Source organism: Plastoroseomonas arctica (assembly GCF_018128965.1).
GTDB classification, from domain to species: domain Bacteria; phylum Pseudomonadota; class Alphaproteobacteria; order Acetobacterales; family Acetobacteraceae; genus Plastoroseomonas; species Plastoroseomonas arctica.
Genome location: NZ_JAAEDH010000006.1, coordinates 62,201 through 74,864, shown reverse-complemented (window position 1 = coordinate 74,864; position 12,664 = coordinate 62,201). Strand labels below are relative to the sequence as shown.

11 protein-coding genes are annotated in these 12,664 nt (G+C 69.5%); 4 read left to right on the top strand and 7 right to left on the bottom strand.

Annotation, left to right across the window (positions count from 1 at the left end; genetic code table 11):
* Positions 1-16: 16 nt before the first annotated feature.
* The 6 genes from GXW79_RS07190 to GXW79_RS07165 all read right to left on the bottom strand — a co-directional run bounded on the left by GXW79_RS07190 (position 17) and on the right by GXW79_RS07165 (position 5,651).
* The gene (locus GXW79_RS07190) at positions 17-748 is read right to left on the bottom strand and encodes an amino acid ABC transporter ATP-binding protein (protein ID WP_211873671.1); all 732 of its coding nucleotides are present in this window, start codon (positions 746-748) and stop codon (positions 17-19) included.
* Positions 729-1,385 carry an amino acid ABC transporter permease gene (locus GXW79_RS07185; protein ID WP_211873670.1) on the bottom strand — a complete coding sequence of 219 codons (657 nt, stop codon included), beginning with the start codon at positions 1,383-1,385 and terminating at the stop codon, positions 729-731. The genes GXW79_RS07190 and GXW79_RS07185 overlap by 20 nt, the downstream gene beginning before the upstream one ends.
* Positions 1,382-2,080 (bottom strand): amino acid ABC transporter permease, encoded by a 699-nt coding sequence (locus GXW79_RS07180; protein WP_211873669.1) that lies wholly within the window; start codon positions 2,078-2,080, stop codon positions 1,382-1,384. Before GXW79_RS07180 ends, GXW79_RS07185 begins: the two co-directional genes overlap by 4 nt.
* A gap of 31 nt (positions 2,081-2,111) precedes the next feature.
* Positions 2,112-2,927, bottom strand: coding sequence for a transporter substrate-binding domain-containing protein (locus tag GXW79_RS07175; RefSeq protein ID WP_211873668.1), 816 nt, complete (start codon positions 2,925-2,927; stop codon positions 2,112-2,114).
* A gap of 83 nt (positions 2,928-3,010) precedes the next feature.
* Positions 3,011-4,594 carry an ABC transporter substrate-binding protein gene (locus tag GXW79_RS07170; protein ID WP_211873667.1) on the bottom strand — a complete coding sequence of 528 codons (1,584 nt, stop codon included), beginning with the start codon at positions 4,592-4,594 and terminating at the stop codon, positions 3,011-3,013.
* A gap of 88 nt (positions 4,595-4,682) precedes the next feature.
* Positions 4,683-5,651: a 2-hydroxyacid dehydrogenase gene (locus tag GXW79_RS07165; protein WP_211873666.1), complete on the bottom strand. Its 969-nt coding sequence runs from the start codon at positions 5,649-5,651 to the stop codon at positions 4,683-4,685.
* A 118-nt stretch (positions 5,652-5,769) separates the two neighbouring features.
* Between GXW79_RS07165 and GXW79_RS07160 the strand changes: the two genes are divergently transcribed.
* From GXW79_RS07160 to GXW79_RS07145, 4 genes are all read left to right on the top strand, one after another.
* The gene (locus GXW79_RS07160) at positions 5,770-7,242 is read left to right on the top strand and encodes a Y-family DNA polymerase (protein ID WP_211873665.1); all 1,473 of its coding nucleotides are present in this window, start codon (positions 5,770-5,772) and stop codon (positions 7,240-7,242) included.
* The gene (locus GXW79_RS07155) at positions 7,239-10,559 is read left to right on the top strand and encodes an error-prone DNA polymerase (protein WP_367614830.1); all 3,321 of its coding nucleotides are present in this window, start codon (positions 7,239-7,241) and stop codon (positions 10,557-10,559) included. Before GXW79_RS07160 ends, GXW79_RS07155 begins: the two co-directional genes overlap by 4 nt.
* Before the next feature lie 76 nt (positions 10,560-10,635).
* Entirely contained in the window at positions 10,636-11,193 is a 558-nt protein-coding gene (locus tag GXW79_RS07150; RefSeq protein WP_211873664.1) for a cupin domain-containing protein, read from the top strand.
* Positions 11,190-12,167, top strand: coding sequence for a tripartite tricarboxylate transporter substrate binding protein (locus GXW79_RS07145; RefSeq protein ID WP_211873663.1), 978 nt, complete (start codon positions 11,190-11,192; stop codon positions 12,165-12,167). Before GXW79_RS07150 ends, GXW79_RS07145 begins: the two co-directional genes overlap by 4 nt.
* Positions 12,168-12,264: 97 nt before the next feature.
* Here GXW79_RS07145 and GXW79_RS07140 read toward each other — a convergent pair whose 3' ends face one another.
* Complete coding sequence (locus GXW79_RS07140; RefSeq protein WP_211873662.1) at positions 12,265-12,639, bottom strand: phage tail fiber protein; 375 nt, start codon at positions 12,637-12,639, stop codon at positions 12,265-12,267.
* Positions 12,640-12,664 lie beyond the last annotated feature (25 nt).

Genomic DNA, 12,664 nt, shown 5'->3' with positions numbered 1-12,664 from the left:
GTGACGTAGAGGCTGCCTATTTGAGGCCGCCGGCCAGGAATTGCCGAAGCTCGAGCGTGCGCGGCGCGCCGAACAGCGCCTCGGATGGGCCTTCCTCATGCAGAAGCCCCTGGTGCATGAAGATGGTGCGGTGCGCCACACGCCGGGCGAAGGCCATCTCGTGGGTCACCAGCAGCATCGTCATGCCGTCGCGTGCGAGTGCCTCCAGCGTCGCCAGCACCTCGCCAGTCAGTTCCGGGTCGAGCGCGCTGGTGACCTCGTCGAACAGCATCACCTTGGGCTGCATCGCCAGGCTGCGGGCGATGGCAACGCGCTGCTGCTGGCCGCCGGAGAGGTTGTCGGGCCAGGCTTCGATTTTCTCCGCGAGGCCCACCTGGGCCAGGGTTGCCTCGGCCCGTGCGCGGGCGTCGCGTTTCGACAGGCCGAGGGCCACGCGCGGGGCGAGCATGATGTTCTCCGCCACGCGCAGATGCGGGAAGAGATTGTAGCTCTGGAAGACGATGCCGACATCCTTGCGGAGCGCGCGGAGGCCCCGCCCGGAGGCATCGAGCACGTGACCGGCGACCTCGATCCGGCCTGACTGGATCGGCTCCAGCCCGTTGAGGCAACGCAGCAGGGTGGATTTGCCGGATCCGCTGCGGCCGATGATGGCCACGACCTCGCCGCGCTCGACCGCCATGGAGACGCCCTTGAGCACCTCGAGCGGGCCGTAGCGTTTGTGCACCTGGTCAACCTGGACGACCGGCATGCATCCCCCTTTCGAGCCGTCGCGCCAGCAGCGAGATCGGCCAGCAGATGCAGAAGTAGATCAGCGCCACCACGGCGAAGACCTTGAAGGGCTGGAAGGTGGCGTTGTTGATGAGGTTGCCCGCGCGCGCGAGCTCGACCACGCCGATGATCGAGACGATGGCGGTGTTCTTCACCAGCTGCACCACGAAGCCCACCGTGGGTGGGGTCGCGATGCGCACCGCCTGGGGCAGGATGACGTAGCGGTATTGCTGGGCACGGGTGAGCGCGAGTGCGGCCGACGCCTCCCATTGCGGATGCGGGACCGACTGGATGGCGCCGCGCCAGATCTCGCCCAGGAACCCGCCCGCATAGAGCGAGAGCGAAATGCCCGCCGCGATCATCGGCGGCAGGTCGAGGCCCGCCAGGGCCAGGCCGAAATAAGACAGGAACAGCAGCATCAGCACCGGCACGCCCTGCACCAGGCCGATCCATGCGCCGGCGAGCAGGCGCAGCGGCGCAAAGCGCGAGACCCGCGTGAGCGCGATGACGAAGCCGAACACGCCGCCGAGGCTGAGCGCGATCAGCGTCAGCACCAGCGTCCAGCGAGCGGACAGCAGGATGAAGATGAACTCGTCGATGCCGAATTGCCGGATCATCGATTGCCTGCCGATTGCCGCAGCCGCCCGAGCCCGGATCCCGAAGGGAACAGCACCGCGCCCAGCGCCATCAGGATCAACCGCAGCACCATGGCGAGGCCGAGATAGGCGAGGGTGACGACGATGTAGGTCTCGAAGCTGCGGAAGGTGTCCTGCTCGACATTGCTCGCGGCGCCGGAGAGCTCCTGGACGGAGATGAACGAGAACACGGATGAGGAAAGCATCATCAGCACGAACTGGCTCGACAGCGAGGGCCACACGCGAGCCAGCGCGGGCGCGAGCACGATGTAGCGCAGCACCTGCCAGCGGCTGAGTGCCAACGAAAGCCCGGCCTCGATCTGGCTGGGGTGGACGCTGTCGAGACCCGCGCGCACGATCTCGGTCGTATAGGCGCCGAGGTTGAGCGCCATGGTGATGACCGCGGCCTGTTCGGGCGTGAGGCGGATGCCGATCTGCGGCAGGCCTAGATAGACGATGAAGAGCTGCACCAAGAACGGCGTGTTGCGCACCACCTCGACATAAGCGGTGATGGGCAGCCCGAGTGCGGGCACCAGCCGCCGCAGCAACGCAAGCAGCGTCCCGAGCAGCCCGCCGAGCAAGATGCCCAGCCCGGCGAGCTGCACCGTCAGCAGGAAGCCGTCGAACAGCACATCGGCGCGGGCGAAGACCGGTTCGAATTGGAACTGGAAACTCATTCGTGTCGGCGCCGCGCGCGAACGCGCGGCATCAGAAGACCGGCAGGTCGGTCGGTAGCGGGTTCTGCGTCCATTTCTGGCAAATGTCGTCCAGCTCGCCGCTGGTCTTGGCGAAGTAGATCGCGTTCTGCAGCCAGGCGCGCATTTCAAACTGGTCCTTGCGAACCGTCATGCAGTTGGGCTGGTTGAACATCAGGAACTTGGATTCGAGACCAGCCTCGGGCCGGGTGCGCGCGATCTCGCCGCCGATGGTATCGGGGATCCCGATCGCATCGATCTGACCAACAATGAGCGCCTGGGCGGAGGTCGCGTCATCCTCGAAGCGCACGATGCGCGTGCCCCGCGGTGCCCGGCGGACGAGCGCCTGTTCCTGCGGCGTCCCGCGGGGGACGCCCACCTGCTTGCCCGCCAGGTCGGCCCAGTCGCGGATCGGGCTGTCACGCTTGGCCATCAGCACCATGCGGAAGGCGGAGTAGGGCATGGTGAACATGACCGTACGGGCGCGCTCCGGCGTGGCACCGAGGGTGGCGCAGAGGAAATCGACGCGGCCGGATTCGAGTGCAGGGATGCGCGAGGGCGGTGTGAGGGATGTGATCTCGGCCGGCACGCCCAGGTAGCGGGCCAGCAGCGCGGCCACATCGAGATCGTAGCCCACAGCATTGCCCTGTGGGTCCACCATGCCGAAGGGCGGCGCGCCGGTGACAACGCCGATGCGCACACGTCCGCGGCGGATGATGTCGGCGGTGGTGATCGGCCCCGTCGCGGTCTGCGCCTGGGCGGATGAGGTGAAGAAACCAGCACCGGTTAGAAGCCCGGCGCCACGCAGCAGGCTGATCCTGGACAGCATTCTTCGTCTCCCCTTGGGCGTGCTCTGGCGGCCGCCGCATTCGCTATCAGCCTCACCCCGATTGCGGGGCCATGCAAGCGCTGTCAGGTCTTATCGACATTCCAGAAAACCGGGACCGCGCCCTTCAACAATCCGGTGATGTTACGGCGATAGGCGGTCGGCGGCAGGTATTGGCCGAGCGGGATGAAAGGCACCGTCGCGAAACTGCGCTCCTGGATGGCGCGGTCGAGGCGCTGCTGCTCGGCCTCGTCAGTGCTATCCATCCAGCGTGCGCGCATCGCCTCGACCTCGGCATCCTCGGGCCAGCCGAACCAGGCCGTGCTGCCGGTCTGGTGCAGATTGGTCGCAAAGACGGGGTCGCGATACTCGGCGGCCGGGAATCCGGCGGGAAACAGCGACCAGCCGCCGCGCTCCAGCGGTTCGCGGCTGGTGCGGCGCTGCACGATCGTGCCCCAGTCCATCGACTGCTCGTCGAGGTTGAAGCCGGCCTCGCGCAGGTTCGCGGCGACCACGGAGGTCATCGCGTGATAGAAGCTCTGGTCGGTGGGGTGCATCAGCACGACGCGTTCGTTCGTGTAGCCTGTGGCGGCGAGCATGCGCTTCACTTCGGTCATGCTGGGCCGGTTCCGCACCGCCGCCATGCCAGCGTCATTGGCGGAGGGCGTGCCGGGCAGGAAGTATCCGACGGGTGCGCGGAACAGCGACGGGTCCGTCCCCATAGCCGCCGTCATGCAGGCCACCTGGTCGACCGCGGCCAGCATCACCCGGCGGATCGCGGGGTTGGCGGTCGCGCCATGCAGCGCGTTCGGCCGCATCGCGCCGTAGGTGCCGTAATTGTCGAGCACCTCGACATTGACGCCGCGCGCGCGGCGCAGCAGCGGCAGCAGGTCGGGCAGCGGCTGGTCGATCCAGTCGACCTCGCCGTTGATGAGCGCGTTGGCCGCCGTCGCGGGGTCGGGAATGAAGCGCCATTCGACGCGATCGACCTTCACCCGATAGCCGCCGGCGCAGAAGCTGACCGGCTCGTCGCGCGGCCGATAGCGCTCGTTCTTCACGAAGACGGCGCTGCTGTTCTGGACGTATTCATCCGCCACCCAGCGGAACGGCCCGCTGCCGATGAATTCCGTGACCTGGCGGAACGGGTCGGTCAGGGCGAGCCGTTCGGGCATGATGACCGGCGTGGGCTGCGTCTTCGCCAACGCGTAGGGCAAGGAGGAGAACGGGGCCTTGAGGCGGAACACCAGGGTGCGGTCGTCAGGCGCTTCGAGCGCATCGAGCCGTGCCTCGATCGTTTGGCCGACCAGGTCGCGCTTCATCCATCGCCGGATCGAGGCGACGCAGTCGCGTGAGCGGACCGGCTCGCCATCATGGAAGAACAGGCCCTCGCGCAGGCGCATCGTCCAACGCTTGCCGTTATCCTCGACCGTGTGGCCCTCGACCATCTGCGGGCGCGCGTTGAGCCGCTCGTCGCGGCCGTAGAGCGTCTCCCACAGCATCGCGCCCGCATTGCGGGTGACCACGGCGGTGGTCCAGACGGGATCGAGGCTGCCCATGCTCGCTTGCGGCACATGGATCAGTGTCCTGGGCTGCTGGCCCAGGGCAGGGCGGGAGAGCGGGCGTGCAACGGAAATTGCCGCTGCTGCCGTGAGCAGGTGACGACGGTGCATAGGGCGTTCCTCAGGGCGCCCCGCTCTTGATGGCGGGGCATTGCGGAAAGCCTAGCATGCGCCGCCGGGGCGTGAAGACGCCTTGGCGTTACTGCAGTTCTGGGATGACCCAGAGCGGCTTCTCGCCGCGCGCGACCCGCTGGCAATTGTCGAAGGCGTTGCGGAAGCGCGCCTGCTGGTTGTCCCAGGTGGGGCCGGCGTAGTGCGGCGTCAGGATCACGTTGGGCAGGCGGAACAGCGGGTTGTCGGCCGGCGGCGGCTCCTGGTCGAAGACGTCCAGGCCGGCGCCGGCAATGGTGCCGCCCTCGAGGGCCGCGATCAGCGCGACCTCGTCGATCACCGGGCCGCGGCAGGTGTTCACCAGGAAGGCGGTGCGCTTCATCGAGGCAAGCTCCGCCGCGCCGATCATGTGCTTCGAGGCGGGGGTGAGCGGGACGTGCAGGGAGACGATGTCCGAGGTCGCAAGAATCTCGCCCAGCAGGCGGAAGCGGACGGTCAGCGCATCCTCCTCGGCCTCGGAGACGCGGTTGATGTCGTAGTACTGCACGCGCATGCCGAAGGCGTTGGCCAGGCGCGCGACCTTCTTGCCGATCGCGCCCAGGCCCACCAGGCCGAGCACCTTGTCGCGCAGCTCGAACAGCTTCACCGAACCCGGATTGTTGCCGCGCCAGCGGCCGGAGACAACGCTCTCATGCTGCCAGACCAGGCGGCGGCAGACGGCCATCATCAGCATCATCGCGTGTTCGGAGACGGCGGTGGAATTGGCACCACCATTGTTGCAGACCGGCACGCCGGCGCCACGCGCGGCCTCAATGTCGACGGTGTCGTAGCCGGCGGAGAGCAGCTGGAACAGCTTTACGTTCGGGGCCGCGCCGTAGAAGCCGGCGTCGATCGCCTTGTTGCCGAAGCCGACCAGGAAGTCGGCCTTGGCGGCCTCAGCCGTGAATTCGGGGCTGCCGAAATTGGCGATGGTCAGCTCCATGCCGGAGGGAGCGATTTCGCGCGCGAGGTCGGGGTCGCTGAGCGGGCTGGCCATCAGAAGAATGCGGGGCGGCATGCAGAGGTTCCTTGGGTTTCCTTGGGGCGCACGATAGACGCGATGGTGTTTTGGACAAGCCAGCGGCTCTCGGGAGTTTGTTCTTTTTTTGTTCTCATCGGTGCAGTAGGGTTCGCCCATGTTGGGCGAAATCCTCCTCCCGCCGCCGCCGGTCGCCGGTGGGCGGCGCTTCCTGGCGCTGCACCTGCCGACGCTGGCCACGGACCGCATCCGTCGCGCGGCGCCGGAGCTGCCCGCGGATCGTCCGCTCGGGGTGTGGGCCACGCTGGGGCCGCGGCGGGTGCTGGTGGCGGTGGACCGGGCGGCGGCCATGGCCGGGCTGCGGGCCGGGCAGGCGCTGGCCGATGCGCAGGCGATTGCGCCGGAGCTGGCGCTGTTCCCCGAGGATGCGCCCGCCGATGCGCAGGCGCTGGAGGGCTTGGCGCTGTGGGCCCGGCGCTATACGCCGCTGGCCGCCACCGACCCGCCGGATGGGCTGCTGCTGGACATCACCGGCTGCACCCATTTCTGGGGCGATGAGGCGGGGCTCCTGGACGATGCGCTGGCGCGGCTGCGCAAGGGTGGCTTGACCGCGCAGGGGGGCGTCGCCGGCATCGCGCCGCTGGCGGGGGCGATGGCGCGGGCCGGCCATGGTGGGCCGGTGGAGTCCTTGCCGCTCGCCGACGCGCTGAGGCTGGATGCGGGCGAGGTGGCGGCGCTGGAGCGGCTGGGGTTGCGCCGCGTGGGCGATCTGCTGGCGCTGCCGCGGGGGCCTCTGGCGCGGCGTTTTGGCGGTGCGTTGCTCGAGCGGCTGGATGCGCTGCTCGGCCACCGGCGCGTGGTGCTGCGGCCGGTGCTGCCCCCGCCGGAGCTGGTGGTGATGCGGGAGATGCTGGAGCCGATCGTGACGCGCGCCGGCATCGAGGCGGTGCTGGATGTGCTGCTGGAGGCGTTGTGCGCGAAGCTGCGCGCGGAGGGGCTGGGCGCGCGTCAGGTGGTGCTCTCCGCCTGGCGGGTGGATGCGGCGGTGCAGGAGGTGGCGATCGGCACCGGCCAGCCGGTGCGCGGCGTGGCGCATCTGCGCCTGCTGTTCCGCGACCGGCTGGAGGCTTTGTCGCCGGGCCTGGGGATCGAGCGTTTCGCCCTTGAGGCGCGGGCGACGGACCCGGTGGCGAGTGGCTTGCAGACGGCGCTCGCGATCGGTGGCCGGCGGGATGCGGGGGCGGCGCTGGAGCTGCTCGACCGCTTGCGCCAGCGGGTGCGGGTACGGCGGGTGGCGATGCGCTCGAGCCATTGGCCGGAGCGGATGGTGCAGGGTGTTTCTTCGCCGGCGGTTTCGGTGGGCTGGCGGCTGCAGCCGGCGGTGCGGCTGTTGCGCCGGCCGGAGGCGATCGGTGTGGTGGCTTCGGTGCCGGATGGGCCGCCGGCGTTGGTGCGCTGGGGTGGGGCTGCGCATCGGGTGTTGCGGGCGCAGGGGCCTCGGCGCGTTGCGGCGGAGTGGTGGCGCGGCGAGGAAGGTTCGCGGGACTATTTTGAGGTGGAGTTGGAGTCTGGACTTCGTCTGTGGATTTTTCGCGCCGACGACTGGCACCTCCACGGCCACCTCCCGTGACGACGCCCACGGATAAAAATAAAAGATGGGGGTCCGGGGGAATTCTTTCCCCCGCTCTTGCTTACGCCGAACTGGCCGCCCGCTCGAACTTCTCCTTCCTCGACGGCGCCTCCCACCCGCATGAGTTGGTGTTCCGCGCCCAGTCCCTGGGCCTGGCCGGCATTGCCATCTGCGACACCAACACCCTGGGCGGCGTGGTGCGCGCGCATGTCGCCTCGAAGGGCAGGCTGCCGTTCCGCGTCGGCTGCCGCCTGGTGCTGGAGGACGGCAGCGCCTGGTTTGCCTGGCCGTCCGACCGCGCCGCTTATGGCCGGCTGACGGCGCTGCTTTCGAAGGGCCGGATGGCGGTCGCCGGCGCGTGCCGGATGTCCCGTGCGGCGATGTTTGATGCGGCCGAGGGCTGGGTCCTGGCGGCGGTCCCGCCCGAGGATCTCGATGCCGGTTTCGCGGCGCGGTTTCGGGCGGATGCGGCGGCGTTGCGCGGGCGCCTGATGCGTCCATTGTTTTTGGCCGCCGCGTGTGGGTATCGCGGCGATGACCAGCGCCGTCTGGATCGCCTGGCGGCGATTGCGGGGGGCAGCCTGCTCGCAATCGGCGATGTGCGGTTTCATGACTGCTCGCGGCGGCGGCTCGCGGATGTGGTGAGCGCGATCCGGCTTGGCGTCACGGTCGATGATCTCGGCGATGCGGCGGAGATGAATGCCGAGCGCGACCTGAAGTCGCCTGCGATGATGGCGCGGTTTTTCGCGCGCCACCCGCTCGCACTCGCGAACACGCTCGAGGTGCTGGAGGCGACGGCGGGATTCTCGCTCGACCAGCTGCGGTATGAGTATCCCGACGAGATCTACGAACCCGGCCGCACCGCGCAGCAGACGCTGGAGGCGCGGGTGATGGCCGCACTCGCCGAACGCTGGCCGGAGGGTGCCGGCGCCAGCGTGCGCGATCGGGTGGCGCATGAGCTGGCGCTGATCGGGGAGCTTGGCTACGCGCCGTATTTCCTGACCGTGCATGAGATCGTGCGGTTCGCGCGCGAGCAGAAGCACCCGATTCTGTGCCAGGGGCGCGGTTCGGCGGCGAATTCGGCGGTCTGCTACGTGCTGGGCATCACCGCCGTCGATCCCAGCCAGCACGATCTGCTGTTCGAGCGCTTCATCTCGGCCAGCCGTGGCGAGCCGCCGGATATCGACATCGACTTCGAGCATGAGCGGCGCGAGGAGGTGATCCAGCACCTCTACAAGCGTTACGGGCGCGATCGCGCGGCGATCTGCGCAACCGTCATCCGCTACCGCGCCCGCAGCGCGATCCGCGAGGTGGGCAAGGCGCTCGGCCTCACCGCCGACGTCACGGCGCGGCTGGCGAAGGGCAGCTGGGGGCCTGGCGGATCGATGGGTTTTGCTGAGCTCGCGAAGGCGGAGGGCCTCGACATCACCGACCCGCGTTTGGCGATGGCGATGGAGCTGGCGGAGGAGTTGCAGGATTTCCCGCGCCATGCCGCGACGCATGTGGGCGGCTTCGTCATCACGCGCGGGCGGCTGGTGGACCTCGCGGTGGTGACGAAGGCGGCGATGGAGGACCGCACCGTGCTCGAATGGGACAAGGACGACATCGAGGCGCTGGGCATCCTCAAGGTGGATGTGCTGGGCCTGGGGATGCTGTCCTGTCTGCGCCGCGGTTTTGATCTGTTGCGCGACCATGGGCGCGACGATCTCGAACTCGCGACGCTGCCCAAGGAATGCCCCGAGACCTACGCGATGCTGCGCCGCGCGGATTCCGTGGGCGTGTTCCAGGTGGAAAGCCGGGCGCAGATGAACATGCTGCCGCGCCTGCGCCCCAAGACATTCTACGACCTGGTGATCGAGGTCGCGATCGTGCGCCCTGGCCCCATCGCGGGCGACATGGTGCACCCTTATCTGCGGCGGAAATCCGGCGTGGAGACGGTGGAGTATCCCGCACCTTCCCCGGAATTCGGGCCAGCGGACGAGCTGCGCCAGGTGCTCGGCAAGACGCTGGGCGTGCCGCTGTTCCAGGAACAGGCGATGCGCATTGCGATCGTGGCGGCGGGGTTTACGCCGGACGAGGCGGACCAGTTGCGCCGCGCGATGGCCACCTTCAAGGCGCGCGGGCTGGTGGAGCAGCACCGCGACAAGCTGGTCGCCGGCATGGTGCGGCGCGGCTATGTCCAGGAATTCGCCGAGCGCGTCTTCGCCCAGATCGAGGGGTTCGGCAGCTATGGCTTTCCCGAAAGCCACGCGGCGAGCTTCGCGCATCTCGTCTACGCCTCGGCCTGGATGAAGCGGCACCATCCCGGCGTCTTCGCGGCCGCACTGCTCAACAGCCAGCCGATGGGATTCTACGCACCCGCGCAGATCGTGCGCGATGCGCGCGAGCACGGCGTCGCGGTGCGCGCCGTCGATGTGAACGCCAGTGCCTGGGACTCTACGATGGAACCCGCCCCCGACAGCGCGGACGGCCTCGCGCTGCGGCTCGGCCTGCGGCTGGCGGGCGGGCTGCCGGTGGAGGACGGGCAGGCGATCATGGCCGCGCGGGTCGCGCGCAACGGCGCCCCCTTCGCCAGCGTCGAGGAGGTGGCCTGGCGATCGGGCGTGGGCAAGCGCGCGCTCGATGCGCTGGCCGCGGCGGATGGGTTCGCGGGCCTGGGCGACGGCAGGCGGCAGGCGGGGTGGGCGGCGCGCGGGGTCGCCGGCGGCCCGCGGGACCTGCCCCTGTTCGCGGCCATGACCGAGCCCGATGAGCCGGTGGTGGTGGAGCCCGCCGTCGCACTCGCGCCGCCCTCGGAAGGGGAGGGGGTGGTGGAGGATTACCGCGCCACCGGCCTCACGCTCGGGCGGCATCCTTTGGCACTGCTACGGCCGGCGCTGGTGCGGCTGACGCGCGACGATACCCGCACGCTCGCCACCGCGCGGCAGGGGTCTTCGGTGCGCATCCCGGGCCTCGTGCTGATGCGCCAGCGCCCGGGGACGGCAAAGGGGGTGGTGTTCCTCACCATCGAGGATGAGTGGGGCGTGGGCAATCTGGTGGTCTACGCGTCCATCGCCGCGCGCGACCGCGCGGCACTCATCGCCGGCCGCCTGCTGCTCGCCGAAGGTCGCGTGGAGCGGGTGGTCGAGCATGCCGAGGTGCCGATCACCCACCTGATCGTGCGGCGCCTGATCGACCGGTCGGACCTGCTCGACGGGCTGATGGGCGACAGCGCCTGGGCGGAACGCTCGATCGGGCGCGCCGATGAGGTGAAGCGGCCGGAGCCGGGCGCGCGCCGCCCCAAGGCGAAGCTGCCAGACAGCCGCGATTTCAGATGAACCGCTTTTTTACGCTGCGTGGTTTGACAGTCGCAACGCCGCTTGCCAGCGTCGGGGTAAGGAAAAAGGAAACCCCATGACCGCAATCAGCAACCCACAGAACATGTCCGTGGCCGAGATGGAGCGCTTCGTCGCGCGCTTCGCCACGCTGCGCGGTTCCGAGGAAGCCTTCGTCGACTCCCACCTTCCCGGCAGCCGCCGCTTCAAGATCAACCTGGTCGGCATGGGCGTGGTCGAGCGCGAGGACCTGCCCGACCTCAAGCCCAACATCCCGCTCGGCGCGCATGGCTTCAACCTGGGCATGATCCAGGCCGAGCACGGCAACGGCGCATCCCTGCATGCGCACACCACCGAGGAGGTGTTCATGCCGCTGGTCGGCCCCTGGGCCGTGGTGTGGATGACCGAGGCGGGCGAGAAGGAAATCATCCTCCAGCCCTTCGACTGCATCCACGTGCCCACCGGCGTCTATCGCGGCTTCCGCTACGTCGGCGAAGGCCGCGGCACGCTGCTGACGCTGATCGGCGGCCCCGATGCCGGCAAGGTGGCGTGGGAGCCGAGCGTGCTGGAGAAGGCGGCGGCCATGGGTGTCTCGCGCAACGCGACGGGTCAGGTCACCGGCCTCGCCGGCGTATGAGCGCGCGTCTCACCCGGCGCGGCGCGCTGGCGCTGCCGCTGCTGGCGGCGGGTGCCGCGTCCGCGCAGCAGGACTTCCCGACACGTCCGGTGACGGTGATCGTGCCGTTCCCGCCCGGCGGCGCGACGGACCTGATCGCGCGTCCGCTCGGTGCGGCGTTGCAGAAGGTCTGGGGCCAATCAGTGGTGCTGCAGAACCGCGGTGGCGCCGGCGGCGGCATCGGCATGGCGGCGGGTGCGGCGGCGCGGCCGGATGGCTACACCGCGCTGATTGCCCATGTCTCCTATTCCTCGATCCCGGCGGCGGACGCGCTGTTCGGGCGGCCGCCGAGCCTGGATCGCACCGCACTTGCGCCGGTGGCCCTGCTGACCGCCGATCCGCTGGTCGTGGTGGTCAAGGCGGACGCGCCGTGGCGGACCTGGCTTGACTACGTGGCCGACGCGAAGCGGCGGCCGGGCGAGATCGCCTATGGATCCTCCGGCCCCTACAGCGCGCTGCATCTGCCCTTCGAAATGCTGGCACAGGCCGGCGAGATGCGGCTGAACCACGTGCCCTATTCGGGTGGTGGGCCGGCGATGACGGCAGTGCTCGGCGGGCAGGTCTCGGCGACCGCATCCGTGCCCTCCGTCGTGAACCCCTTCATCCGGGGCGGGCAGATGCGTGCACTTGTGCACACAGGGGCACAGCGCGTCGCTCTGTTGCCTGATTGCCCGACCGCGATCGAGCTCGGCTTCCGGAGCGTGGAGTTCTACCTCTGGGTCGGGCTGTTCACCCAAGCGGGGGTGGAGCCCGCTATCCAGCGCCGGCTGCGCGAAGGTGTCGCCGCCGCGCTGCGCGAACCCGAGATGCAGCGCCAGCTGGAGACCACCGGCATGGTGGTCGACCACCGCGAAGGGGCGGCCTTCCAGGCCTTTCTCGACGCCGACCGCGTGCGCATCGAGGCAGCGATCAACCGGATCGGCCGCGTCGAGTAGCGCCCTGGGATAAGCCACCAAGGACACCTTACCCGGCGCCGCCGCCCAAGTGGTTGGAAAGACGGCGTCGCCGGTAGGGTTGTCGGGCACGTTACTTTCAGCTCGCGGTCACCACGAAGCTGCTCGCCGGCACGGTCACCTGCCCCGCAGCCGGCAGCGCGGCGGGTGTCGCCAGCGCGCTGAAGGTCAGCGGATTGCCGCCCTGCACCGCGTCGAACAGGCCGATATGGGTCAGGCTGCCGACGCCGGCGGTGAAGGTGAAGCGCAGCAGCGCCGCGTTGGCCTGGTCGCCCGTGCCGGCGAAGGTCACCCGCTGGCGGGCATAGCCCGCGCCCACCGGCTCCCCGGTGACGCCGGCGGCGAGCGAGCCGCCGGTGCCCAGCGCGAGGTAGGCGTTGGTGGGCAGCGCCGGCACCCGCGCGCACACCGCGCGGGCGACCAGGTTGCGCGCGTAGTCGGTCAATGCGGTCATGGCTTGGTTCTCCTTCCGCTGTCCG